At 43.2% G+C, this 25071-nt stretch carries 22 protein-coding genes; 9 read left to right on the top strand and 13 right to left on the bottom strand.

The genetic code is table 11. The features are described from left to right. Nucleotides 1-70 precede the first annotated feature (70 nt). The gene (locus tag A4S05_RS03170; protein ID WP_069068374.1) at nt 71-280 is read left to right on the top strand and encodes a ribbon-helix-helix domain-containing protein; all 210 of its coding nucleotides are present in this window, start codon (nt 71-73) and stop codon (nt 278-280) included. 222 nt (nt 281-502) lie between these two features. On the opposite strand, the gene A4S05_RS03165 is transcribed toward A4S05_RS03170, so the two are convergent. Both A4S05_RS03165 and pruA read right to left on the bottom strand, forming a co-directional pair. After that, entirely contained in the window at nt 503-775 is a 273-nt protein-coding gene (locus A4S05_RS03165; protein ID WP_069068373.1) for a hypothetical protein, read from the bottom strand. 680 nt (nt 776-1455) lie between these two features. Then, the gene (gene pruA / locus A4S05_RS03160; RefSeq protein WP_069068372.1) at nt 1456-4449 is read right to left on the bottom strand and encodes an L-glutamate gamma-semialdehyde dehydrogenase; all 2994 of its coding nucleotides are present in this window, start codon (nt 4447-4449) and stop codon (nt 1456-1458) included. A gap of 295 nt (nt 4450-4744) precedes the next feature. Here pruA and A4S05_RS03155 point away from each other — a divergent pair, with 295 nt between their 5' ends. Both A4S05_RS03155 and A4S05_RS03150 read left to right on the top strand, forming a co-directional pair. Next, a complete protein-coding gene (locus A4S05_RS03155) occupies nt 4745-5395 on the top strand; it encodes an HD domain-containing protein (RefSeq protein ID WP_069068371.1) in 651 nt (216 codons plus the stop codon). Nucleotides 5396-5511: 116 nt separating this feature from the next. Continuing rightward, nucleotides 5512-6234, top strand: a complete 723-nt coding sequence (locus A4S05_RS03150) for a nuclease-related domain-containing protein (RefSeq protein WP_069068370.1) — start codon at nt 5512-5514, stop codon at nt 6232-6234. A gap of 118 nt (nt 6235-6352) precedes the next feature. On the opposite strand, the gene A4S05_RS03145 is transcribed toward A4S05_RS03150, so the two are convergent. From A4S05_RS03145 to A4S05_RS03100, 10 genes are all read right to left on the bottom strand, one after another. Further along, nucleotides 6353-7078: a HEAT repeat domain-containing protein gene (locus A4S05_RS03145; protein WP_069068369.1), complete on the bottom strand. Its 726-nt coding sequence runs from the start codon at nt 7076-7078 to the stop codon at nt 6353-6355. Between the two features lie 170 nt (nt 7079-7248). Continuing rightward, complete coding sequence (locus A4S05_RS03140; RefSeq protein WP_069068368.1) at nt 7249-8094, bottom strand: HEAT repeat domain-containing protein; 846 nt, start codon at nt 8092-8094, stop codon at nt 7249-7251. Nucleotides 8095-8096: 2 nt separating this feature from the next. Continuing rightward, nucleotides 8097-8354 (bottom strand): phycobilisome linker polypeptide, encoded by a 258-nt coding sequence (locus A4S05_RS03135; RefSeq protein ID WP_069068367.1) that lies wholly within the window; start codon nt 8352-8354, stop codon nt 8097-8099. Nucleotides 8355-8421: 67 nt separating this feature from the next. Then, nucleotides 8422-9291, bottom strand: coding sequence for a phycobilisome linker polypeptide (locus A4S05_RS03130; protein WP_069068366.1), 870 nt, complete (start codon nt 9289-9291; stop codon nt 8422-8424). 151 nt (nt 9292-9442) lie between these two features. Then, nucleotides 9443-10255: a phycobilisome linker polypeptide gene (locus A4S05_RS03125; RefSeq protein WP_069068365.1), complete on the bottom strand. Its 813-nt coding sequence runs from the start codon at nt 10253-10255 to the stop codon at nt 9443-9445. A 163-nt stretch (nt 10256-10418) separates the two neighbouring features. Beyond that, complete coding sequence (cpcA, locus tag A4S05_RS03120) at nt 10419-10910, bottom strand: phycocyanin subunit alpha (protein WP_012411562.1); 492 nt, start codon at nt 10908-10910, stop codon at nt 10419-10421. 93 nt (nt 10911-11003) lie between these two features. Further along, nucleotides 11004-11525: a phycocyanin subunit beta gene (locus tag A4S05_RS03115; RefSeq protein ID WP_069068364.1), complete on the bottom strand. Its 522-nt coding sequence runs from the start codon at nt 11523-11525 to the stop codon at nt 11004-11006. Nucleotides 11526-12549: 1024 nt separating this feature from the next. Continuing rightward, on the bottom strand, nt 12550-13569 hold the full coding sequence (gene hpnH / locus A4S05_RS03110; protein ID WP_069068363.1) for an adenosyl-hopene transferase HpnH: 1020 nt from the start codon (nt 13567-13569) through the stop codon (nt 12550-12552). Nucleotides 13570-13879: 310 nt separating this feature from the next. Next, nucleotides 13880-14863, bottom strand: coding sequence for a hopanoid-associated sugar epimerase (hpnA, locus tag A4S05_RS03105; protein WP_069068362.1), 984 nt, complete (start codon nt 14861-14863; stop codon nt 13880-13882). Next, nucleotides 14863-17637, bottom strand: a complete 2775-nt coding sequence (locus A4S05_RS03100; RefSeq protein ID WP_069068361.1) for an efflux RND transporter permease subunit — start codon at nt 17635-17637, stop codon at nt 14863-14865. Before A4S05_RS03100 ends, hpnA begins: the two co-directional genes overlap by 1 nt. Here A4S05_RS03100 and A4S05_RS42950 point away from each other — a divergent pair. The 3 genes from A4S05_RS42950 to A4S05_RS03085 all read left to right on the top strand — a co-directional run bounded on the left by A4S05_RS42950 (nt 17607) and on the right by A4S05_RS03085 (nt 20637). Further along, nucleotides 17607-17729, top strand: coding sequence for a hypothetical protein (locus tag A4S05_RS42950; protein WP_256090806.1), 123 nt, complete (start codon nt 17607-17609; stop codon nt 17727-17729). The genes A4S05_RS03100 and A4S05_RS42950 overlap by 31 nt on opposite strands. Nucleotides 17730-17841: 112 nt before the next feature. Beyond that, nucleotides 17842-18540, top strand: coding sequence for a 5'-methylthioadenosine/S-adenosylhomocysteine nucleosidase family protein (locus tag A4S05_RS03095; RefSeq protein WP_069068360.1), 699 nt, complete (start codon nt 17842-17844; stop codon nt 18538-18540). Between the two features lie 384 nt (nt 18541-18924). Then, on the top strand, nt 18925-20637 hold the full coding sequence (locus tag A4S05_RS03085) for a putative bifunctional diguanylate cyclase/phosphodiesterase (protein WP_069068358.1): 1713 nt from the start codon (nt 18925-18927) through the stop codon (nt 20635-20637). Between the two features lie 450 nt (nt 20638-21087). Here A4S05_RS03085 and A4S05_RS03080 read toward each other — a convergent pair whose 3' ends face one another. Further along, the gene (locus tag A4S05_RS03080; protein WP_069068357.1) at nt 21088-21750 is read right to left on the bottom strand and encodes a LuxR C-terminal-related transcriptional regulator; all 663 of its coding nucleotides are present in this window, start codon (nt 21748-21750) and stop codon (nt 21088-21090) included. A gap of 606 nt (nt 21751-22356) precedes the next feature. On the opposite strand from A4S05_RS03080, the gene A4S05_RS03075 reads away from it, so the two are divergent. The 3 genes from A4S05_RS03075 to A4S05_RS03065 all read left to right on the top strand — a co-directional run bounded on the left by A4S05_RS03075 (nt 22357) and on the right by A4S05_RS03065 (nt 24958). Beyond that, entirely contained in the window at nt 22357-22776 is a 420-nt protein-coding gene (locus tag A4S05_RS03075) for a DUF6220 domain-containing protein (protein WP_069068403.1), read from the top strand. 56 nt (nt 22777-22832) lie between these two features. Further along, entirely contained in the window at nt 22833-23672 is an 840-nt protein-coding gene (locus A4S05_RS03070) for a sulfurtransferase (RefSeq protein WP_069068356.1), read from the top strand. Nucleotides 23673-23833: 161 nt separating this feature from the next. Beyond that, nucleotides 23834-24958 carry a site-2 protease family protein gene (locus A4S05_RS03065; protein ID WP_069068355.1) on the top strand — a complete coding sequence of 375 codons (1125 nt, stop codon included), beginning with the start codon at nt 23834-23836 and terminating at the stop codon, nt 24956-24958. The last annotated feature ends 113 nt before the right edge of the window (nt 24959-25071 follow it).

Below are 25071 nucleotides of genomic sequence, written 5' to 3'. Positions count from 1 at the left end.
CATTAGGATAGACTTAGAAACAAAGGTATAATTTTCTCTACGAGGAGCAATATAGCAATAGTAAAAGTAAATGGTCAATAAAAAATGGGCTGTCAAACGACTGACAGTAAATCTCACGTCAACAGAAGCGCAGAAACTAGAAGAATACTGTGCAAAAACAGGAAGACCCGCTACTGATGTGATTCGGGAATTGCTGCGTTCTTTAGAGGTTCAGAATGCGGAAGTATCTGAAAAGTCACCATATTCTGAAGTTTCAGAATTAGCTAGGCTTCAAAAATGAGTCAAGATGAATATTCTGGACGGTCGTTTTTTTGATTACGCGAAATATTGGCAAAATTATGACCAAATCGAGTTGTCTGTTCCAATCTGGCATTCAATAATCCATCCATCTTGGTTTGTAATATAGTTAGGCATTCCTGTTCCTACGCAAGTAAGTTCAGGAATCAAATCGGATTCCTATACATATATCAATAATTTGGCTTAGTTACTTAGTCCCTTATAACTACTGAATTTTTGATACGATAATACCAATAAATACGGCAAGACCTAGCGCTCTCCGAAAATAATTAACGCCTTGAAATAATTCCAGCCACGCCCAAGTAAATAAGGAGCCATTTGCCAGTACTTCTAATACTGTATTAATTTTGCCACTTGTAACAATTAGAGCTAGTAAACTAGATACTACCCAAACAATAAGCGGTAAATTTGGCATCTGTGCCAAAACAATATTGCCATTGCTGTCACGGAAGGTTTTATCAACTAATGTATTTTCCATTATTTAAACTTGCCACTGAGCTAAAGGTTATTAATCTAAAAAAATTACCGGATGGCTTATTGAGCAATTGAGCAGAGGATGTTTTAAAAGTCATCTCATCAGTAGTAAAACTTATATATCCCTCAATTCCCCGTAAATTTGATTCCGTTACCCTTTTTGAAGGATTTCTCAGAGGGATCAATAAGTTCCTGAAATCACAGTTAACCACTTTTCAAACAGCTTCTAATAATTTTAGATTATTTAATAACATTAAAACATTTAAGCAAGTCTATTTCCAAGCATCTAATTGCTGAGATTCGAGCGGTAAAGCATATTCATATATGACTATATCGAGAGGCATAGTCACACGAAAACTGCCAATATATTTGTTATCGCATTAATGCACGTTGGAGCAATTGTATCAAATATAGGAATCCGCTTTGATTTCTGAACGAATTTGCGTAGACAGGCAATAGGCAATAGTCAATAGGCAACAGGAAAGAAGGCTTCTTAGTTGTAGTGAGTTTTTTCAGAAATCAAATATGAGTCCTATAGGTAGGGCATATTTCAGTTAAAGGGAAAAGGGTAAAGGATGTATTTACAAGCTTTACCCCTTACCCCAAAACCAATTCCCAGATCATAAGGAAAGTGAAGAGTACTTATCCGAACCGTATTGGCATATACTCTACTACTTTTGTAGTTTAATCTGCACCTTCAATTGGTGCAAAACCTTGGCGCTGAATATTTTCTGTTACCGCACGTGGTTCCAAAAATTGCAGCAGGTAATCAGGTCCGCCTGCTTTAGAACCTACTCCAGAAAGTTTGAATCCACCAAAGGGTTGCCGTCCAACGATCGCTCCGGTAATATTGCGATTGATGTACAAATTACCGACTTCAAATTCTGTCTGCGCCTGCTGAATGTGGGAAGGCGTTCTAGAATAAAGTCCGCCAGTCAAGGCGTAGTTTGTACCATTGGCGACTGCTAACGCTTCCTGGAAATCTTTTACCCGAATTACCGCCAGCACAGGGCCAAAAATTTCTTCCTGGGAAATTACCGCATTTGGCGATACTTCACTAAAGATCACAGGCCCGATAAAATATCCTTGTTCGGGTGCTGACAACTCCAAGGCTAGTTGTGCTTCTGCCTTACCCTTCTCAATATACTCGCGGATGCGATCGCGGGCATTAGCATCAATTACTGGGCCAACTTGGGTACTCGGTAACTCTGCTTCCCCAATGTTCAAGGATTTTGTCGCTTCTACCAATCGCTGCACAAAGACATCATAAATTGGTTCCAGCACAATCACCCTAGAGGCGGCAGAACATTTTTGGCCGCTGTAACCAAATGCCGATTGCACAACCCCTACAACAGCTTGATCTAAATCAGCACTTTCATCGACAATAATGGCATTCTTGCCACCCATTTCAGCAATCACCCGTTTCATGTGCTTTTGTCCGGGTTTCAAAGTCGCCGCTTCTGCGTAAATTCGACAGCCGACTTCCTGGGAACCTGTAAAAGCAATTACATGAGTATCTGGATGATTTACCAAATAAGCGCCGACTTGCGAACCTTTGCCAGGTACGTATTGAAATACACCTTTGGGGAAACCAGCCTCGATTAAGATTTCTGTGAGTTTTGCTGTAATTACAGAAGATGTTTCCGCAGGTTTAAGGAGAGTACAATTCCCGGAAACCAAAGCTGCGACTGTCATACCACAAGCGATCGCTAGCGGGAAATTCCAGGGAGAAATTACTACAGCAATACCGCGTGGCTGGTAAATATAACGATTGGTTTCACCAGGGATGTCATAATTCACACCTTGATCTAGCCGTTCAATCTCATCAGCGTAGTAACGACAAAAGTCTATCGCTTCCGAAACCTCTCCATCGGCTTCCTTAACTGGTTTCCCAACTTCCAAAACTATCCAAGCTGAAAGTTCGGCTCGGCGGAGTTCCATCAAATCACCCGCTTTCCGCAAAATATCAGCGCGTTGTTTAGCTGGTGTTTTCCTCCATCCAGGAAACGCCGCTTTTGCAGCTTGCATCGCCTGTTCAGCCTGTTCAACGCTAATCAACCCAACTTTACCAATTACTTCACTGAAATTAGAAGGATTGAGAGAATCAACATATTCCGGTGTATTGACATATTCGCCATTAATCAGCGGTAAATAAGTTTTACCCAACTGTTGGCGAACATTTTGGAAAGCTTGCGCCGCTTTCGTTCTCACCTCTTCTTCTGCGTAATCGGTATCAGCAGCACCGAGGAAATGAGAGTTAGGAGTTAGGAGTGAGGAGTTAGGAGTTAAAGAGTTTTTTTCTTCTTTGACAATCGGCGGCGCTAATAATTCCTCAATTGGTCGATTTTCGAGATTCTGCCGTAAAAAAGAACTATTAGCGGTATTTTCCAACAATCGGCGAATTAAATACGCCATTCCAGGTAATAACTCACCGTAGGGACAGTAAACTCTGACTCGATAACCCCTATCAACCAAAGCCTTTGCAACTTTATCACCCATACCGTAGAGGACTTGTAATTCAAAGCGGCGGCGGGGGACATTTAAACTTTCAGCTATGGCAATGGCGCGAGAGTGCGATCGCACATTATGGCTACCAATGGCAGAATACACATATTGATGATTTTCTAACAACAGCTGAGTGATAATTTCAAAGTTAGCATCAGTTGCCGCTTTGTCGTTGTAAACTGGCTGTGGCCAATGCTTCTGCGCTGCTTTGATAGTTTCCTGATCCCAATATGCGCCTTTCACCAAGCGGATTGTCAGGGGATAACCACGTTCTTTCAACCAAGAAATTAGGTCTTTGGTATCTTGCTCACTATCACGCAGATATGCTTGAATTGTCATCCCGATATCTGTGCGTTGCCGAAATTCTTCTTCTAGTAAGAGTTTTTTCAGGATGCTGAGAGTTATATCTTTATAAGCATACTGTTCCATATCAAAATGCACAGCTGCGCCCAACTCTTTAGCACGACGTAAGAGAATACGAATGCGATCGCTAACTCGCTCCTCACTACCTTTAGCATCCAGAGGATCAAATTGGGAATAAAACGCCGTTAACTTAACAGAAACCTGAACTTTTGGTATAGTTTCGCCATCAGCCTCATCAATAGCCGGGATAGCTGACCAGTTCTTCGATGCTTCCACCAATTGTTGCATTAATTCTAGATAGCGTTCTAGATAAGACTGCGCTTCCGCTTCGGTAATTACGGCTTCACCAAGTAAGTCGATGGTGAAAGCCATTTTTTCTTTTCGCAGTCGTTCAACTGTTTTGATGACTTGTTTAATATTTTCCCCAGAAATATATTTATGGGCAAGAGTCTCAACCGCTGTACCAACAGTTGTAGCAGCAACTTGTCCTGGCATCGAATCGGGATTAGCAAAGTTTAGCATTCCCTTCAAAGCTGCCGGTAATTCTACAGATTCATCTCCTAAATATTCTTGTAAATGTGAGGCAATTTCTGATTTACTGTGCAAAGCAGGTAATGTATCTATAAAGCGAAATAGTTGCACCCGCAATCCAGGATTACTCATCGCCCAAGCTAGTAATTTATCATCCCAGCGCATTTGATCCCGCAGGGAAGAAAAAAACGAACGATTTTCCTGCGTTGCGGCGAGAAGTTGTTTAGCAATTTCTTGGGTTTTAGCTTCGTAGGTGCTTGTTTGTACTTGTAATACCACTGATAGTAAACTCCGTTAATCAAGGCAAGGCTTTTTGTACAAAGCCTGTGTCTTCTATTTTGACGCTTTCATTTAGCTGTCACCATATTTAGTGGGGAGTAAAGAAGGGAATAGGTTACAGGTTACAGGGTACAGATTATTCCCTATAACCTCTCACCTGTATCCTCTCCCCTAATTCCAATGCCCAATTGAATAACAAGTGTTATCCTTTTGTTGATCTATTTCTAACTTGATTGACAGATGTTGCAACACAAAAGATTAGCTAAGTCATACTAAGAGTGTGAATACTACATTTATGCCTACAGAAAACCTTACGCATATTTTATTTTCTAACTGGCAACACACACTCCAACCCTTTGGCGTTGACCAGGTAGCGGCTGATAAAGCCTTTTATTCTTTGGTTGCAGCTTACTCTACCCCTGGTCGCTATTACCATACACTGAAACACATTGATCACGTCCTCAGCACAATTCAGATTTTACAAGGCTACACCAACAACCTAGCTGCTGTTCAACTAGCTGCCTGGTTCCACGATGTAGTATATGACACTGAAGCTCTAGATAATGAAGAACGAAGTGCAGACTATGCTTTGGAATTGCTGAGTAATTTGGGTATTCCAGAAAGTACCATAGCTACTGTCACCCGTCTTATTCTGAACACTAAAGACCACCAAGCTGCGGTAGATGATTGTGATAGCCAAGTTTTACTTGATGCAGATTTAGCGATTTTGGCTACTAACCAAGTGGAGTATGGAGAATACACCCATGCCATTCGCCAGGAATATAGCTGGGTGTCAGAGGCAGAGTATATCACAGGTCGTCAGCAGGTTTTAGAACGATTTTTAAAGCGATCGCGTATCTACTTTACGCCTTTAATGTTAGAGTTCGCCGAACCATCTGCCCGTGGCAATATCCAGGGAGAAATTGAATCTTTGTTGTCTCCTTAGCTTTATCACTGTTAGTAGCATAAAATTTTTTCTCTATGAATTAGGGGAGAGCGATTTCCCTCCAATTCTGGGAACTCTAAAAATGGCGGTTACTGACAAACATTACTACAATTTTGATGAGAACTCTTCAACAATCACCCTCACTCAGGGCAGTATTCCAACAAAAAATCGACACCAAAAAATCTACCAAACACCAAGAAATTCATGAAAGATTAGGTGATGGCTTTTTAGGTGGCTTGGGTTCATTCATGTTTGAATTTAAGCAAGCAAAAAATAAATTCAAAGGCAATATGGGGGAATGGGGAGTATCACTACTTTTGCAATCTTTCCCCGATACATGGGTGATATTTAATAATGCTTTAATCCCCACTAACTCAGGCTCTCTAACGGAAATAGACCATTTAATTATTGGTGAAAGTGGTGTTTTTTTAGTAGAGGTAAAAACCTGGAAAGGTTCATTTAGCGCTTATAAAGATAAATGGAAACGGCGTGAAGGTAACAATTGGGTAGCAGTTGACAATAGTCCGACTTCTCAAAGTATTTACCATCAAAAAATGTTTAATCAATGGATTACTTCAGTAATGCCTAACCTTCCTAATGGGTTTGTTGCGGCTCCAGTAGTCTTCCCAATTGCTACATGGATAGGAGCAAATGATTGCTCAGTTCCAGTTTTACAAGGTATCCCTGCACTGTTACAGATGATAAATAGTTCTCCTGATTGTTTAACTCCAATGCAAGTGCAGGCAATTGCCCAAGCTGTTGAAAACTTGATACTGCCTACAAACACTAAACCGATTCCTAAGCCCAAACCTGTTAAGCGCCAGAATCCTATAATTTGAGTTTATTAAGTGGGCGAGGGTTAGGCAGAAAACTTGGCCATTGATGTATAGGCAATATACCAATAGTCGCTGCCTTCTCCCTCTGGTATCACTTATAAATTTGCTGGAAATCCCTTAGTTAACGTCTGCCACCGCCACGATGAGGCACTTCAACTTCAGTCTCTTGTAGCTTTCTTTTCGGTGCAAACACTTCTTGATGCTGTTGCTGCTGAATTTTTTCCTGTGCAAACTTTACACGGGTGCGAACTCCCAGATCGGCATCTGCATCAAGCATTTGCTGAAGTTGATTTGTAATCCGTGAGGCTTGATCAGGTAAGGTGACTGCTATTGAAATAGCTAGTGTTTCTAAACTCGTCACTGCTGCATAGCGCACTACCCACTCTGGATCTTGAGAAATTAGTAATAGCGCCTCTAATACCTGAGTCTGAACAGATTCTAGTTTCTCAGGCGGTACTTGATGCCAGCGCAAAGTGCCTAATCCTCTAGCAGCTGCTCGCCGCACACTCAAGGAAAAATCGTTTTTTGCTGCCTCAAACAAGGTATCTAGCGCCCGGACATCGCCAATTCCCGCTAAGGCACGAATAGCCCAAGCTCTAGCACTGTAGTTGTAGTCATCAATTAGTTCCAATAGTGATGGTACTGCGGCTTCCCCGATCGCAATTAGTCCATCTACTGCCGCCACCGCCGCCCCTGGATTGTTGTAGCCCAAAGCTGCAATCAAAGTAGGAACAGATTCCTCTATACCGGCTGCTGCTAACACCTGAACTGCGTCTAATAAGCGATCTGAGGAGTCTGCTTCTTCCACAGCACGAATCAATATTTGGGCAAGGTCACTGTTATTCATAATAATTTTTCATGAGTCATTAGTGGTCAGCCAATTGTAGCTTAAGTTCTCCGTAGTTAACACCATACATAAACCCCCTAGCCCTGATTTTGCAGTTGGGTTGGGGGTTTATGTGTGCTAAACATTTGGTTTAAACGTATTAATGAAAACTCATTATCTAGAGCTTAGGACTACAACAGCGAGTCCATCAAATTCATCACTTTAATCGCACCCGCTGACAAAGTGCTTGCTGTTGTGTGATTAACTTGATGTTCTAGTAATCCTTTAAGAGAGATTAGTTTCAGACTATTTTCGGCAAGTGTCTGTGCGATCGCATCTGCTGCGGGTAGATATCCAATTGCTCCCAAGTCTGCTAACACTGCTCGGCGCAATTGCAATCTTTCACCTGCCAAAGCTTTTACTAACCGTTCTCCATAAACTGGTTCTTGGGTTAATTGATACATTGCTCTCGCAGCAGCATATTGCACCAATTCAATTGGATGCTCTAAGAATGGCTTTACCAAAGGGGTAGACTCAGTTGCCTTCAAGGTTCCCAAGGCTTCTAAAATGGCCTCATAGGGTTGAGATAAATCAGGCTGCTTTGATATCAGCTGCTCTCCCTGCAAGCCTACTTGTAATAGCTTAATCAGGGAGGGAATGCAAACCGGATCGCCCAGCATTTCTAAAGATTGTGCTGCTGCTTCCCGCACATAAAAATCTGAGCAGTCTAAACACGCAATTAAAGGTGAGACTGCCTGGCGATCGCCTAGTTTTCCTAAAGCCCTAGCTGCATTCCGTCGCAGAGGATATCCGCCTTCTGGTGTCCGATCGGCTTCATCCTCTAAAGCTGCGATCAATTTTGTCACCGCAACTGCTTCACATATCCGAAACCTACCCAACCACCAAGCAGCATAAAAGCGCAGACCTAAATCTGCACTCTCAAGATTAGCGATCGCTTGCTCTACTGTCAAAGATTCACCATCGCCAGAGTTAGCTGCCGGTGACAAATCTTCAAATTTCTGCGGACTGAAATTCATTATTATGAAGAAGGAGGATCGCTTTGTTCGCTATCTGTTTTAGCTTCAGCATTTAATGGCTGAATGCTGACTATTTTGCCACCCAAGCGAGTAATCCGCTGCATTTCTTGATTCATCCGGTTCTCTGGTACTGTGAAAAACACAGTGGCACTAGAACGAATGGGATAATTAGTTTTTTCGGTTTCTTCGCTTTGGCGCAGACCCACTACTTCATATCGAAAGTAACGACTACTACTTCTACTACCAATTTGTCCAACCATAAATCACTTCCAAATTTTAAGTTTTAAGTTTTCAATAGTCATTATTAATGACTATTGACAAATGATCCTAAAGTGGTTTCACACTCGCTATTTTACCACCTTGTTTTACCACTCTCTGGAAGTAAGTAGATAGTTCTTCATAAGGTATGATCACCGCTTGATTTACACGGCGTGTGCTAGGATATCCGGCACCAAAAACGCCTGCCACTTCAATGCGATAGAGTCTGCCTTCTTTGCCAAAAGTTCCCGCACCACCAAAAGTACTGTTGGGGGTAACGCCTTTTTCAGAAGCAACGTATGAAAAGCCAGAGGGGCCACCGGAGGGGGGAACAACGATGGATGCACTATTGCGACCTAGTTCGCTAGCAAGGCGAGAAGATTTCCCTTTAAGTTGGGAGGTATCGCTACTGGCATAGCCGCGATAAAGTTGGAATATCCGGCTAAATCCTACAGTTTTCTGTCCTGTTTGGGTTTGAAAACCGCGATAGTAAGGGACTATATTTTCACCAAAACTAGATTGATACTCTGGTGAATCAATATAAGAATCAATGTCGGCTTCATATCCCTTGTTTTGGTACAAGTCCAAGTGATAAACCACTTCAGACTCATCATAAGGGGCACGACCCAACAAATGTTTATAGTTCAGTTCGATGACGCGAGTTTGGAAGTTGTCGTAGAAAAACTTGGATTTGTATAGTTCTGATTTAGCTACTTGACGTACAAACTCTTGTACTGTACTTTTTCCATCGCGCAGGATAGATTCAGCACTTGTGAGGCGGTCAGATGTCAATATGTAGTTGTTGCCCAACACCTGACGATAGACCGCAGCAATTACTTTCTCAATGTCTTCTTTGGTTGCATTAGGACGCAATTCCACAGGAGACTGGTCACTAAAAGGTTCTGTTCCCAGACGGGAAGCTGCTGTTGTAATAGCCATTGGTAATTTTCCTTTTGTAATTAATAGTTGGGGACTGGGAATTAGGGATCGGGTATTGGGTATTAGGTATTGGGTATTTGGTTATCCCCTTTGTCCTCCTTGTCCCCAATTCCTAGTTCCTAGTCTCCAGTCCCCAGTCCCCAGTCCCTATTTATACGGCTGTAATGCTAATAACCTTACTGCCCTTGCGATTCAACTGCTGCAATTTACTAGACAGTTGCTCGTAGGGTACGATCAATTCCGCAGTACCGCGCCGCACTACTGTTGAGTTCGGGGAAGCTGCTTGTAGCACTCTGATGCGGTATGTTGCCCCGCGACCACCTGTAGAGAGTCCTGTTAAGGCTCCGGCGGAGACTGGATAAATGGGTGAAGCTAGATTCTTAGCGACTTCCCAGGTTAGCCGTCCTTGTTTTTGCCCTTGAGCGCGATCGCTATTGGCATAACCCCGATACAGTTGGAACAGTCGGCCAAATCCAACGTTTTTCAGTCCTACTTGACTTTTAAAGCCTCGATAGTAGGGTACAATGTTCTCGCCAAAACTTTCTTGATATTCTAGTGAGTCAATGTAGGAATTAATCTCAGCTTCATAACCTTCTGAGTTGTAAAGCTCAACATGGTATGAAATCTCTGACTCATCTTCCGGGGCACGCCCCAATAAATGCTTATAATTCAACTCGATAAACCGAGTTTGGGAATTGGAGTGGAAAAACTTATCCCGATAGAGTTCCGATTGAGCAATAGCTTGCACAAATCCCCGGACGGAGATTGCACCTTGCTGCAACAGTGATTCTGCACTCTCTAGACGGTCTCCTTCTAGTAGATATGCATTACCCAAAACCTGACGGTAAGCCGCCCGGATAACCACTGCCACATCCGCTTCTGTTCTATCGGGACGTAGTTCTACCAGTGCTGAGTTTTCAAATGCTCCAATCCCTAATCTTGCTGCTTGTCCCAAAGCCGCCATCCTTAACCTCCTCAGTTTTAACTGCAAAACTGAAAACTTTTTAGAAAAATTTTTTTTCTAGTCTTTTAACAGTCTTTTGAAAATAAAACTGCCCGGAGAAGTAAACAACTCATAGAACTTACTTGTCATAAGAGCTGATTTCCTCTCCGGGCTAAAGAACACTCTAGCTTAGAGTATTGATTACATAGTCGATGTAAGAATTGGCTTCAACAGCTGGGTCGCCGCTTAGACCGTGGTTAGCTTTGATGTACTTGAGAGCTTCAATGTACCAGCTAGGAGACAGGTCAAAAGTCCGGTTGATTTCAGCCAAGCCAGAAATCAAGAAATCATCCAAGGGGCCTGTGCCACCAACAACTAAAGCGTATGTGATAATCCGCAAGTAGTAGCCGACATCACGTACACACTTGCCTTTACCGCGTGCATCAGACGCGAAGTTAGGACCTTGTTGTTGAGTGGTGTAAGGGAATTTGTTATACACTGCTTGAGCAGCACCTTCGGTCAAACGTTGAGCATTAGCGCTCAATGCTTTTGCTGCTTGTAAGCTAGCTGGTGCTTGGCGGAAGCGACCAAAAGCAACTTGAATTTCGGTGCTGCTGAGGTAGCGACCTTGAGAATCTGCTGATGCAATTGCTTCAGTTAGAGGTGTTTTTGTCATTTTTGGTATTTCCCTTTTACAAACGTTATGGTTGAAATTTTGTTTTGTCCTATGGACAATTATTTAGTCAACATTCAGCAATGCAAGCTTTGCTTAAGCAACAGCAGCAGCAGCACGATCAAAATAGCTAGCTATTTCAGATGCCAAAGCACTGCAATCGCCTCTGGTGATGTTGTTTGTATCGTTAACAATTGCCAAAGAAGCTGCTTTCAGCTTTTGAATACCAACAGCAACTGAAGCTCCTGGGGTTCCCAATGCTAAGTAGGTTTCACGCAAGCCATTGAGGGCGCGGTCATCTAGCACACTGGAATCGCCAGCAAAGATAGCGTAGGTGATATAGCGAAGAATGATGTCCAAGTCTCTGATACAAGCAGCTGCACGACGGCTGGTGTAAGCATTACCACCGGGAGTGATCAATTGGGGTTGTTCTGCCCACAAATCACGAGCCGCAGCAGCAACAAGAGCTGACGCATTGCTGGTAATACGGTTAACAGCATCTGCACGCTTGTTACCATCTTTGACTAGTTCGCTCAATGCATCCAATTGTGCATCGGAGAGATATTCCCCACGTGTATCAGCTTGGGAAACTACTTTTGCAAATGCATCTAAAACCATTGCGTTAAATCTCCTAATTTGCTCGGTTAAGAATAATTGGACTCAAAACTGAATGGTTCAGTTTATTTTCCGATGTCAGCACTGCCTGACGAGTTACGAAAGGTTTAAAACAGACATCCAAGGAATAAGTTTACGATCTCCAGGCTTTCAGATTAAAACTTTTGTTAGAAAACTTCAAACTTCTGCGAACGACTGGAAAACCTGATTAAGATGTTGTTTTTTACTTCCAAGTTCTCTTTATACAATGCTGCCGCATCATAATTTATTACAAATTATTGTTATGTTTGTTAATTTGATTTACATAAGTTAACACTTTATCTCTTTAGTTTATGAGAGGTTAGTACAAGATGACAAAGATCACTCTCCACTTGAAAAAAACTAAAAAGCTGATGAAATAAGCAGTACTCTTCTGCTTTCTGGAACTAAGTATGTATGCTGATACGAGAATCTTTGAGCGCACATAAAAAGAAGGGCAATCACAACCTAATGTTACGGAAAATCCCTTAAAGAATAGGCATCGCACCCTAAATTGGTGTAATTAACTAATTACTCGCTTCTAACAACGACACTGCAACCGTAGATTCATCGCCGGGGTCAATCATGCGATCGTACAATTACCTAATCGAATTTATCTTGCAGGAAGGCTATGATTCGCTTAAATGCTTGGGTATCTTGGTAAAGAAAGCGATGACCACCCTTAAAGAACTCTAGATACGTATTTTAGTATCTGTTTATACATTGTTTTAATGTTAGCAGGAGGAGATATGCGATCGTAACGACCACCGCAGATATAAACGGGAAGATGCAGCTGAGAAAGTCGATTATAGGTATAGTGAGTAGCACGAGCCTCAAGCTGCCGAAGATGCCCAACTTGGCGACTAGATTCGTCTGAACCTCTCCCTCTCCGAAACGGAAAGGGAGGAGCAACGAAAAATTCAGCTTTTTGCTCCCCTCTCCGTGTCGGAGAGGGGTTGGGGGAGAGGTCAAATAAGATTTGTCGAACTCACGTTACTATTAATACCTACTAATTCCTGCCAAACACACTGCCAAGGGCGCGTGCCATATTTTGCGGTTGCATTGCATCCATTGCGGCGGTGGGTTCGTAGCCGCAGTGAACCATACAATCGGCACACTTGGGATTACCACTCTTCTGGCCGTATTGACTCCAGTCAGTTTGTGCCAGTAATTCCTTGAAGGTAGAGTAATAACCTTCGTTCAGCAGATAGCAAGGTTTTTGCCAACCGAGAACGCTATAACTAGGGCTACCCCAAGGCGTACATTCGTAGTCCTTCTCACCAGTGAGAAAATCTAGGAACAGCGGATTGTGATTGAAGTTCCAGTTTTTCTCACCACTTTTGTATGGAGCTAGAATTTCTCGAAAAAGGGCGCGGGTTTGTTCACGGTGGAGAAAATGATCTTGATCTGGTGCCCACTCGTAACTATAGCCGGGAGAAATCATCATCCCGTCAGTATTTAGTGTTTCCAGAAAGTTGAAGAACTCTTGCATATCTTGGGGTTTAGTCCCCTCAAATATAGTGGTGTTAGTTGTAACACGAAAGCCTTTAGCTTTAGCGGCGCGAATGGCTTTGACAGCAATATCAAAAACACCTTGACGATCAACGCACTGATCGTGCAACTCTCGCATTCCATCTAAATGCACGCTGAAAGTTAGATAAGGGGAAGGTTGAAACTTATCTAGATTCTTTTCTAACAGCAAACCATTAGTACACAAGTAAATATATTTCTTGCGCTCAATTAATCCCTGAACAATCTCATCAATCTGAGGATGTAGCAGAGGTTCTCCCCCAGGAATTGAGACAACTGGTGCGCCGCACTCTTCCACTGCGGTAAAGCACTGTTCTGGGGTGAGATTTTGCTTTAAAATTTCTTTGGGATGTTGGATTTTACCACAACCCGTACAAGCGAGATTACACCGAAAAAGAGGTTCCAACATCAATACTAAGGGGAAGCGTTTACGTCCTTTCAAACGCTGCGTAACAAGATACTTCCCGATATCCATAGCTTGTTGTAGATTAACTGCCATTGTTGCGATCGCTCCTCTTTTAGATATATATCAAAAACACCACTGTAGGGGCGCACATCTGTGCGTTGGTGTCAAAATTCCTTTAAAACTCTCGTTTCCAGCCAAAGAATGGAATGCTGCTCCTGGCGGCAGAGCCACCAGCAAGTGAGGCGGAGCCTCAACGACGTGCATTCCCAGTCTGAGACTGGGAACGAGACACGAGACAATCTGCTAAAAGCTTGTTCTAGACTGGTTTTTACTTTAAGTTGACACTTGTGACATCTGTGCGCCCCTACTGCGTATTGCATCCATATATGAATCCCTATATTTCTCATTTGACATACCCCTGAGCAACAAACCAATCTACAGCTTCTTTGAGTGCCCCATTCAGCGAAGATTGAGGTAGACCCAACTCTCGGACAGCTTTTGCAGCATCGTAATACATAGGTTGTTTCGCCATCCGCACGCCATCCAATGGCACTGAGGGCAATTTTCCTAGTGGTGCGAGAATCTTTTCATCAACCCAGGCAACGCTAAGGGGCAACCAAGCGGGTACGGTTCGTTGAGGTGCTATTAGACCGGTGATATCGGCGAGTTGTTCAAGTAGTTGCTTTAGACTGAGGTTTTGATGACCTAAGATATAGCGATCGCCTGATTTACCCCGCTGCAAAGCCAGTAAATGCCCCCATGCCACATCTTGCACATCGATAAAATTTAGACCAGTATCTAAGTAAAAGGGCATTTGTCGCCGCAAAAATCGCAGGATTATATCACCCGTCGGGGTAGGTTTAATATCCAACGAGCCAATAGGGCTACTGGGATTGACTATAACTACCTCCTGACCTGTAGCAACGGCTTGCATGGCTTCAAGTTCCGCCAGAAACTTAGACTTTTTGTAGTTACCCACCAACTTTTCTAAGGGACTCTGATGTGTTTCATTCACAACCTCCCCAGATGATCCTACCCCAATTGCTGCCACTGAACTGGTGTAGACGGTGCGCTCAATGTTAGCTTTACGAGCTGCTGCCAAAACATTGCGCGTACCCAGGACATTATGACGGTGGAGTAACTCTCGGTCTGTTTGCCACAGAGAATAATGGGCTGCCACATGAAATAGGTATTTACAACCAAGCATCTGTTGCCAGAGATTTGGATCATTCAAATCGCCTTTGACAATTTCCACATCCAAACCGCGTAGATTCTCCAAATTACTGCTTGAGCGTACCAGCGCTTTTACTGCATATCCCTGTTGCAAAAGCAACCTTACCAAGTGAGCGCCAATAAAACCCGTACCCCCCGTGACAAAGACTTGCATCAACTTCCCCCCTGCTCCCCTGCTCCCCTGCTCCCCTGCTTCTGAAATCGGGGAAACCAATCATCCAAAATGCTGTAGACGACTGGCACGACAATTAAACTGAGGATAGTTGAAGTTACGAGTCCACCTGCGATCGCAACAGCCATTGGCGATCGCAATTCCGAACCAGCACCAAAACCCAATGCGATCGGTAGCATTCCTAAGAGGGTGGAGGCTGTGGTCATCATAATTGGTCTGAGGCGCACTGGCCCTGCTCTGAGGATCGCCTCTGTGCGGTCTAAGCCAGATTTACGGAGTTGGTTGATGTAATCTACCAGTAAGATGGCATTTTTGTTTGCTAGTCCCAACAAAAAGACAAAACCAATCAGCGAGATCATGCCAAAGTCACTCTTAGTGAAGAGTAAGGCCAGCATGGCACCGACAATTGATAAGGGTAAAGAAACACCAATAACTACTGGGTCTATCCAGCTTTTGAATAGCAAAATCAGCACCACAACAATACAGAGTGCTGATAATACCAAAGTAGTGCCAAAACTAGCAAATACTTCACCTTGGCGGGCAGAATCTCCTCCCAAGTCTAAAGTTACACCAGCAGGTAAAACTGCTTTGGCTTCCGCTACCAATTGGTCTGTGGCACTACCTAAAGACAAATCTCTACCCAAATTGGCACTTATATAGGCGACCCTTTGATTGTTTAGCCGCTCAATTTGAAAAACTGTACCCTGTGGATTGGTTTCACTTGTTACAGTGACATCAGCAAATCCCGGTAGTTTCTCGATGCGCTCTTTAATTGCCTGGGCAGCTTTGCTAAGGCTTTGGAGATTATCGCCTCGTAGCGATGCTTGTAAGGGTTTTTGTCCACCAGTGTCAACAAATTGAATATCTTCCACACTGGTACTCACACCGGGGAGATTAGGCAAAGACGAGCGTAATTGGTCTTGTACTTCCGCAGTCTTGATGTTGCGGTCTTCTTTGAGCTTCACATAAAGCGTACCTTTATTTGGCTCACCTTCACGAGAACCAACAGTAGTAAAAACTGTTTCCACTACTGGAGATTTTCTCACCACATCTTCTAGTTTCTTAGCAACCTCTAGGGAATCGTTTAAGGGGTTGGGGATGGGGAATGGGGGATTGGGGATTGGGGACTGGGGATTGGGAACTGGGGATTGGGAATTAGGGATTGAAATTTCTCCCCTGCTCCCCTGCTCCCCTGCCCCTCTGCCCTCCTGTCCCTCTCCTCTACCAGGAATACTCGGCAAGGGGGCGGTGTAAGTAATATTGAACTCGCCGCGATCTAATTTCGGGATAAATCCTTTGGGAATTAGTAGACTCAGTGCCATACCTGCAATAAAACTAAGTATGGCTAATGCGACAACTGTCTTGCGGTGGTTTAAAGACCAGTGGAGTAAGTTTCTATAAAATCGGGTAAAATTCGCCCAGATGTTTCCTTCCTGGCGGCGTTGGGGATTTGAATTAGCAGGTTTTAACCAATAAGTAGCTAAGGCTGGTGACAATGTACGGGCAACCAATGTCGAAGCAATCATGGCTGCCGAAACTGTGATTCCGAATGGCTTGAAGAACTGTCCGATGACTCCTCCCATCAAACCAATGGGCAAAAAAACTGCTACTGCTGTAGCAGTGGTGGCAATGACTGTTAAGCCAATTTCATCTGTAGCGGAAAAGGCGGCTTGGCGAGGAGTTTCCCCGTCATCAATGTGCCGCATGATGTTTTCGACATCGATAATCGCATCATCAATTACACTGCCAATAACTAAGGCCAAAGCCAACAATGTAATCGTTTCTAGGTTGAAGCCAAAAATTGCCATGACGATAAACGTCGCCAACAAAGATGTCGGAATCGCCAAGGCAGAGATGAGAGTTGCCCGCCAATTCCATAAAAAAGGAAAAATTACCACTATCGACAAGACAACGGCTTCCATCAGCGCATCGATTGTTGACTGAGTGGCTTGGCGGATATATTCTGCTTGGGTGGCAGCTAAGGTGAGGTTAACATCCTTGAGGGTAGAGCGTAGCCTTTGAACTTCTTTTTCAACTAAACTCACTACTTCTAAGGTGTTAGCGCTACCGCGTTTGATTACCTGAAATGCCAGTGCATCTTGGCCATTAAACCTGACTAATGTTGCGCCACCCTGAGGTAGAGCCGCTGCACTCGCATTCGCTGGATTTACCGGAGGAGTTGCAGTTGCAGCGCCTAGTAGTGATACTTTTAGAACTCCTGGTAGTTTAGCGATCGCACTGACAATTTCATCTTGCGCCAATTTTGTCAAATCTGTGAGATTCCGCGTGGGACTCTCAATGGCATAGCTAATGGCAGCTGACTCGTTTAGATTTAGGGGAATAATTTTGGAAGTTGCTCCTTGAGGTAGAGTCAACTGCTTGAGAGCAGTTTCAACTTCTTTAGTTGATGTTTCTAAATTCGTTCCAACGGCAAAAGAGAGGGCAACGGCTGTTTGACTAGGATAAGTAGATGAGCGGATATTCTCCAGTCCTTCTAGGGAACGGAGGCGTTCTTCTAGGGGTTGGGTGAGCTTCGCCTCTGTATCCAGGGCAGTTGCCAGGGGGGCTGTAGCATTTACAACCACCACTGGAAAGGTAATATCTGGAAACAAAGCATATTTGAGAGAACTGAAAGCCAGAACACCAGCTACCGTTACGGCAATCCAAAAACTCACCGTCAGCCACGAAAATTGAATCGCCAATTTGGAGATATTGAAGAGTTCTCGTGCGGATTTTGAGTTACGAAGCTTTACCATCTTGGAAAATTATCGTGTGGGTGACACAATTATTTAGTCATGCTACAGCAATCGGCTTTGGTTTGCGAGTTTTGATCCTCACCAAGCAGTAATATTACTTATTTTCACTCAAATATGAACCAATATTTAATCGAACTTTAAAGACAAAATTAGCTCTGTTGAGCATAAAAATTCAGACGCAAACTCAGACTGTCAAGAGCGCTAATGTCTAATTTTCCACTTATCAACACAATTCTGGTGCCTCAAGGAGCAGAATATAAAGCTGTGTGTCGCGGATTAAGCGGCGTTACTGGCTTCATCCCAACAGTAGTTGCTATACCTGTTGGGATGAAGCCTTTGCTTAAATATCTGCAACAATCCCAATTGATAGCTCCAAAATCCAGAGTACTGATTATGGGTATATGTGGCAGCCTAAGCGATCGCCACACAGTTGGTGATATTGTGCTGTATCAAGATTGTATTTATCAGGGGAAACTGCAAGAATGCGATCGCACTTTCACAGCACAATTGCACTCAGCACTCAGCACTCAGCACTCAGCACTAAATTTAGTCAAGTCACTGACAAGCGATCGCGTGATTTGGTCTGCTGCCGAAAAACGTCATTTGGGTGAGACTTTAGCGGCTGATGTTGTTGATATGGAAGGATTTACCGCCCTAGAGTTTTTCAATGCCGCTGGGGTAGACGTAGCAATACTGCGAGTAGTTAGCGATGATTGTCAGCATAATATCCCCGATCTCACACCAGCAATTAATTCTGATGGCTCCCTAAACCCTTTTCCTTTAGCGATGGGAATGCTTCAACAACCCGTTGCTGCTGCTCGGCTGGTTCGAGGTTCATTAACAGCATTAAAGGTGTTAGAGCAAGTTACAAATCTGCTCTTTTCAGGCTATGGCTATAAATAATCTGTTGCGTCTTTGTTATAAAAAATTATTTTTCACCAATTAGATAAGGTTGCAACCCGCAGATTCCTGACTTCTATTAAGAAATCGGGAATCTTGTTTATCACGAATTATTTAGGGCTGGCATATCACATTAAGACAAATTAATAAATATTAATAGCGTAACAATCAATATAATTTTGGTATTGATTGTGAAATCACTTTTGGAATAAGTTTTACAGAAACTTTATCGTTATACATATCAAATAGAAAGCGATATTGGGAAGCATAATATATGACCTGATCAGGGTTGGGTTCCATGAGAGCTAATTCCACTGGATTATTAATCAAAAATCCTCTTTTGTCAGCATAGCTCGGAACTAATTTACCAACTATCAAACAGAATTTATGAAGCTCAATCACAACCTCTACCTGTACTCGTTCCTAGCTAATTTTGGATGGCTCAAGAAAAGTTACACCGCTAAAATTATGTTGGTGGCATTTTTGGGCACTCACGTACCACTTTTGACCTTACTTTTCAGTTTCGTTATCTCAAACTCTTACTCCTTAGAGATGGCAGCGCGAGTTATGATTGTTGCTCTATTGGCGACATTAGCAGGTACAGCTGCCACCCTCTACGCAATACACCACCTTCTCAAACCGGTTATTTTGACATCTGCTGCATTGCAAAACTATCTGAACACCAAAACCCTACCTGAATTGCCTACAGAATTTGCTGATGAAGCGGGTACATTGATGACGGATACCTCACAAACTCTTCACAAATTAGATGAATTAATTCACCACATCAGTAATTATGACGATCTAACTGGATTGCCCAATCGTGATTTATTTCGCGATCGCCTCTATCAAACTCTATCTCAACCTGAAAACAACCAGCGCCTTGTCGCTGTCTTTTTGCTGAGTATTGATGATTTCACTGGGATGAGTCATGGGTTGGAACCTCAGACAACAAATTTGTTATTAAGAGCAGTTGCTCAGAGATTATCAACCTGCATGGCACAAACAGATATTCTTGCCCATTTAAGTGGAGATGAATTTGCCATCGCCCGCATAGAAATTGTTTCTTTTGAAAGTGTGATTAAGCTATCTCAGATGATATTAAGTACCATGAGTAAACCTTTTTCTCTAGAGGGTAACTTGATTCATATCACCGCCAGCATCGGCATTACAATCAATGGATTAAATGATCGTAATAGCGTAGATGAGCTATTGCAACAGGCTCATATAGCACTGTATCAATCGAAGCAGCAAAGACGTAGCCAGTACCAATTTTATTCGCCGGAAATTAATGCTCAGTTGCAGGAGCGACTAAGTTTAGAAAATGAATTATATGGTGCGCTTGAGCGTAATGAACTGCTGGTTTATTATCAACCTCTGATTGATTTACACAGCAGACAAATTACAGCGATGGAAGCATTGGTTCGTTGGCAGCATCCTACATTAGGTTTAGTTTCTCCGGCAAAGTTTATTCCGATCGCAGAAGCCAATGGTTTGATCGTGCCAATTGATGAATGGGTTTTGCGAACTGCTTGTGCCCAAAACCGTGCTTGGCAACTTGCTGGATTTACCCCAATTCGGATATCTGTGAATCTGTCAGCTCGACAGTTTGAACAACCGAATCTAGTTGAGATCGTCAGCCAAGTTCTTCAGGAGACTGGACTCTCAGCATCTTGCCTGGAACTGGAAGTGACAGAAAGCTTCTTGATGGCCGACATGGAGCGATCAGTTAAAACTTTAAAAGAATTACGAGAACTGGGTATATGGTTGGCTTTAGACGACTTCGGCACTGGTTATTCTTCCCTCAACTACTTGAAGCGCTTTCCCGTGAATATGCTGAAGATTGATCAGTCATTTGTACAAGATGTCATGTCCAATCCTGATAGCGCCGCCGTCACTGATGCCATTATTGCCCTCGCAAAGAGCCTCCGGTTGAAAATCACGGCAGAGGGTGTGGAAACTCAAGAACAGCTTGACTACCTGAAAATGCAGGGATGTGATGAAGGTCAGGGTTACTACTTCAGTTGTCCTGTGCCCGCTGATATAATTGTCCAGATGTTGCAGAAAAGTTCTCAGCAGATGGAGACAATTGCAGCATAAGTGAATGCTTAAGCCAAAAAATCTCTCCCCTGATAGCGTTTCAGTTGAATTTTGATAATAAATGGTTATCGAACAGAATTCAGGAGTCAGGAGCCAGAATGGGCTAAACGCCCCGCTACCGCTAACAGAATGAATTTTGTGCGACTGGCGGATAGCGCAGCGTATACCCTTCGGGATGCTTCGCTTAGAGCGAGTAATTGAGCGTCTGAATAATCGGCGTTTTTGCACCCCCACCAAATTTCCAATTTGGTGGTCAACAAGACCTGCGCCGGTCTGAATCCCCGACTGATAGCGTTCGCGTTGCGTCTCGTAGAGAAGCGTTAGCGACGCAGGAGCGTCTTGATTCTGACTCCTGAATTCTGACTTCTGAATTCTGACTCCTGAATTCTTCTTCAACAGGGGGAAATGAGGTGAGAAATTCGGCATTCAATGAAGCGAATAAAAGGTCATTTATTTTGAAACGGTGGAAAGCTTTGCAACCATGTGAGCACGAGATGAAACCTCAAGCTTGCGAAACATCCTTTTTAAGGCTTGCTTGACAGAGTTTTCAGTAATCCAAAGTTCAACACTAATTTCTGCATTAGTTAGTCCTTGAGCCACCAAGGAAGCAATTTGCATTTCACGAGGCGTTAAACGCTTTGTCTGTAATAGTGGTTGTTGCGATTGCGCCATTGCTACCCAAGTAGAAATGTGCAGACAAAGCGCACTCAAATCCGTGAGATTTTGTGAATCAAATGCAGGCATTCCTTGCTGACGCGTCAAACCTACCACACCTACTAACTCACCATTACTGACAATTGGCCCTGCCATGACGTGCCAGTGATCGGTACGAGGACAAATCAATTTCCATGTTTTAGGTTCTACTACCAAAGCTTCATGAACAGGGGCATGGCGTTCTAGCAAGTAGCGTGCAACTGGATTGTATTGCGGTGATAATGCAATTTGCAGTGTTTTTTGAATCTTGCTGTCAATTTGAGAAATTTGGGCAAAGAAAAACAGCCCACATCGTGTAGCTGAAAAATACTCACTCATTTCTGTGGATATATGCGATCGCAATGTCTGTTCATCTTTAGCTTGAGCAATTGCATGAAATAGAGTTTGTAATGCAATCATGATTGGCAAATTGTACCCTTTCGAGGTCTAGGCGCAGTATAACAACCAGACTTATCCTAGCTTTTGTCATTGGTCATTAGTTTTTTGGCCACTCTCTTGCGAGGTATGTACTAACAAACTCTTTATCAATGACCGAATAGCACTAAGAAAAGCCCAAAGGCTTGTGTCGTCTTGTTCCCAGCCTGGAGGCTGGGAATGCATTTAAAGAGGCTCTGCCTCTTGTCAAGCTACTGGAGGCAGAGCCTCCCAGAATGGTTTCCCAGCCTCTAGACTTACGGTGTACACACAAGTCGAAAAAAGATCAATTTCTCATCATTGTTCTCTCGTTTATCTCGTTTATCTCGTTTATCTCGTTCCTATGCTCTGCATAGGAATGCCTGATTAGAGGCTCTGCCTCTAGTCAGATATTGAGTCAGAGACTCAATGAATGCATTCCCAGTCGGAGACTGGGAACGAGGAAATGCTTATCAAGCTAGGTTTTTAGGACTTGTGTGTACACCGTAGGCCTCTAGGCTGGGAACCAGTTAGAGCAAGGGCTGTATCTTTACTTAGTGCCATTTATCAATGACCAATGACTATTTGTTTGCTTTTTTGGATTACTTAACCATGACTGTAAATTCTGGCATTGATGATACACAGATATCCGGGCGCTGGATTCAAATCAGTTTTTTGATCGCAGCAGTGTTTTTCAATCTCTGTTTAGCAACCCAAGTATTCAGTGTTGGAATGGCTTACTTTTACAACTCTGATTGGTGGAATCTACATATTTGGCTCGTGCGAGGATATAGCGGACTCTCGCTAATTTTGTTGGTATGGGTGTTTTTGATTCCCTTTCCCCCAAGAGTCCAGAGCCTTACAGCAAGTATCCCAGTACTGCTGGGACTGCAATTTCTCACAATTCACTTGAAGACTTCTTTTCCTTTAGCAGTGTTTCACCCACTCATCGGCTTTTCCTTATTCTCTATTTCCATAACCTTAATTCATCGAACATCCCACGTCGTATTTCCCAACCAGAACCAAGAATAAATTACTGAGTAAATATAACTTTCAATTCTTTTCGCACTATTACAGGAGAAATACAAGTGTCTCAATACGCTGATTCATCTTCATCTGTTCTCGTTGATACCCAGTGGCTTGCAAATCATCTCCACGATCCAAATGTCCGTATTATTGAAGTGGATATCAGCCCAAAGCCATACAAAAATGCTCACATACCTGGTGCTGTCTTCTGGAACTTCTTTAGAGATTTACTATTGCCTGATTTGAAGGTGAATTGGGATGCGATCGCTTTTGAGAGGCTAATGGCACGTTCAGGCATCACCAATGACACTACAGTGATTGCCTATGGCAGTTATCCTGGAACCGGAGCCTGGATTTTCTGGTTGTTACAAGTCTTTGGGCATAAAAATGTAAAAGTTTTCAATGGCGGCTATCAGAAATGGAAGTCAGAAAGTCGTCCGCTAGCAACTGAGTTATCCACGTTTTCTGCTACTGATTACCGTGCCAAAGCTACTGATCCTAGTCTGAGAGTATTACATGATGAAGTTAAAGCATCAATTGGTCGAAGCGATTGCGTGTTGTTAGATGTCCGAACACTTCAAGAATACTGTGGTGAGTGGTTTTTCGATCAACCACCAAAAGAAGGTGAACGTACTGGACATATTCCAGGTGCAGTCCATCTTGAGCATATCTTAACTCTCAACGAGGATGGAACTTTTAAATCATTCAACGAATTGAAAAATCTTTATCACAGTAAGGGGATTACGGCTGATAAAGAAGTGTTTCCCTACTGTGCCATCGGCGGGCGTTCTGGATATACCTGGTTTGTCTTAAAGTATTTATTGGGCTATCCGAATGTTCGGAATTACGATGGCTCTTGGAATGAGTGGAGTCGCCTGCCTGGTGTAGCGATCGAGAGGTAGTGAGAGTTAGTTGGATGATCCCAATATTACCAATAACCGCACCTTTACAGACGGACACCACTACCGTCACGAAGATTAAAATATCTTAACCTTTCGTTACACTAGAGACATCGAGAAGAACGAAAACGAACTTCTCAAAGCTGAAATCAAAGGTGAACGACATGAATGGCACAATTCGCGTTGGCAATCTCTTCGGAATTCCCTTCTATATCCATCCGTCCTGGTTTTTAGTTCTGGGTTTAGTAACTTGGAGTTATAGCGGTGGACTGGCGGCACAATTTCCCCAATTATCTGCGGGATTAGCTTTGCTACTAGGATTGATGACAGCGCTGATGTTATTTGCCTCTGTCGTCGCCCATGAATTAGGCCACAGTTTCGTTGCTATTCGTCAGGGTATTGATGTCAAATCCATCACACTGTTTATATTTGGCGGTTTGGCGAGCTTAGAAAAAGAGTCGAAAACCCCAGGTGAGGCTTTCTGGGTTGCGATCGCAGGGCCTCTAGTAAGTTTACTATTATGCGGTATCGTTACAGCGATTGGTGTTACTACTACTGCATCAGGGCCGTTAGCTGCAATTCTTGGTGTTCTAGCTTCTGTTAACTTGGCATTAGCTCTATTTAACCTGATTCCTGGCTTACCTTTAGATGGCGGAAATATACTGAAAGCCATCGTTTGGAAAATTACAGGTAATCCTTATAAAGGTGTCACCTTTGCTAGTCGAGTTGGGCAAATCTTTGGTTGGGTAGCAATTCTTTCAGGTATAGTTCCCCTACTATTGTTTGGCAACTTCGGTAACATCTGGAATTTGTTAATTGGCTTCTTCTTGTTGCAAAATGCTGGTAATGCGGCTCAATTTGCCAGAGTGCAAGAAAAACTCACAGGTTTGACAGCCGAAGATGCTGTAACTCATGACAGCCCGATTGTATCTGGTAGTCTTAGCTTAAGAGAATTTGCCGATGAGCGAGTCATCAGTGGGCAAAACTGGCATCGATTCTTAGTGACTGATGATGATGGACAATTAGTAGGTGCGATCGCAGTTGATAATTTACGAAGCATCCCAACAGTAATGTGGTCAGAAACTCAAGTTAAGGAAGTCATGCGACCAATTACTGAATCTACCACAGTTCAATCCGATCAACCTCTGCTGGAAGTCATGCAACTACTCGAACAACAAAAGCTATCTGTACTTCCCGTAATTCGTGAAAATGGCGTTCTAGTTGGAATTTTAGAAAAAGCTGCAATTATCCAGCTACTTCAAAACCGAACTCAACCCAACCCTGCATAGTTATAGCAGTTCTCGGTTAAGTGAGGTACAAGAACCCCACCCCCTCCCCGCAAGCGAGGAGGGCAGGGTGGTTTCATACAACGAGAGAAAAATAATAATGATTTGTATAGGGT

Origin of the sequence: Nostoc sp. KVJ20 (assembly GCF_001712795.1) — a bacterium.
In the GTDB taxonomy this organism is placed as follows: Bacteria; Cyanobacteriota; Cyanobacteriia; order Cyanobacteriales; family Nostocaceae; genus Nostoc.
The sequence above is the reverse complement of the archived record's forward strand: the minus strand, read 5'-3'. Positions and strand labels throughout refer to the sequence as shown.

What these genes read in the sequence shown, in the direction of transcription:
- A4S05_RS03140 (WP_069068368.1), bottom strand. Translation starts at nt 8,094, where the DNA reads ATGAATTTCAGTCCGCAGAAATTTGAAGATTTGTCACCGGCAGCTAAC.
- A4S05_RS03095 (WP_069068360.1), top strand. Translation starts at nt 17,842, where the DNA reads ATGTCTAATTTTCCACTTATCAACACAATTCTGGTGCCTCAAGGAGCA.
- A4S05_RS03170 (WP_069068374.1), top strand. Translation starts at nt 71, where the DNA reads ATGGTCAATAAAAAATGGGCTGTCAAACGACTGACAGTAAATCTCACG.
- A4S05_RS03075 (WP_069068403.1), top strand. Translation starts at nt 22,357, where the DNA reads ATGACTGTAAATTCTGGCATTGATGATACACAGATATCCGGGCGCTGG.
- A4S05_RS03130 (WP_069068366.1), bottom strand. Translation starts at nt 9,291, where the DNA reads ATGGCTATTACAACAGCAGCTTCCCGTCTGGGAACAGAACCTTTTAGT.
- A4S05_RS03155 (WP_069068371.1), top strand. Translation starts at nt 4,745, where the DNA reads ATGCCTACAGAAAACCTTACGCATATTTTATTTTCTAACTGGCAACAC.
- cpcA (WP_012411562.1), bottom strand. Translation starts at nt 10,910, where the DNA reads ATGACAAAAACACCTCTAACTGAAGCAATTGCATCAGCAGATTCTCAA.
- A4S05_RS03100 (WP_069068361.1), bottom strand. Translation starts at nt 17,637, where the DNA reads ATGGTAAAGCTTCGTAACTCAAAATCCGCACGAGAACTCTTCAATATC.
- A4S05_RS03115 (WP_069068364.1), bottom strand. Translation starts at nt 11,525, where the DNA reads ATGGTTTTAGATGCATTTGCAAAAGTAGTTTCCCAAGCTGATACACGT.
- A4S05_RS03065 (WP_069068355.1), top strand. Translation starts at nt 23,834, where the DNA reads ATGAATGGCACAATTCGCGTTGGCAATCTCTTCGGAATTCCCTTCTAT.
- A4S05_RS03135 (WP_069068367.1), bottom strand. Translation starts at nt 8,354, where the DNA reads ATGGTTGGACAAATTGGTAGTAGAAGTAGTAGTCGTTACTTTCGATAT.
- A4S05_RS03165 (WP_069068373.1), bottom strand. Translation starts at nt 775, where the DNA reads ATGGAAAATACATTAGTTGATAAAACCTTCCGTGACAGCAATGGCAAT.
- hpnH (WP_069068363.1), bottom strand. Translation starts at nt 13,569, where the DNA reads ATGGCAGTTAATCTACAACAAGCTATGGATATCGGGAAGTATCTTGTT.
- A4S05_RS03125 (WP_069068365.1), bottom strand. Translation starts at nt 10,255, where the DNA reads ATGGCGGCTTTGGGACAAGCAGCAAGATTAGGGATTGGAGCATTTGAA.
- A4S05_RS03080 (WP_069068357.1), bottom strand. Translation starts at nt 21,750, where the DNA reads ATGATTGCATTACAAACTCTATTTCATGCAATTGCTCAAGCTAAAGAT.
- A4S05_RS03150 (WP_069068370.1), top strand. Translation starts at nt 5,512, where the DNA reads ATGAGAACTCTTCAACAATCACCCTCACTCAGGGCAGTATTCCAACAA.
- hpnA (WP_069068362.1), bottom strand. Translation starts at nt 14,863, where the DNA reads ATGCAAGTCTTTGTCACGGGGGGTACGGGTTTTATTGGCGCTCACTTG.
- A4S05_RS03085 (WP_069068358.1), top strand. Translation starts at nt 18,925, where the DNA reads ATGAAGCTCAATCACAACCTCTACCTGTACTCGTTCCTAGCTAATTTT.
- A4S05_RS03145 (WP_069068369.1), bottom strand. Translation starts at nt 7,078, where the DNA reads ATGAATAACAGTGACCTTGCCCAAATATTGATTCGTGCTGTGGAAGAA.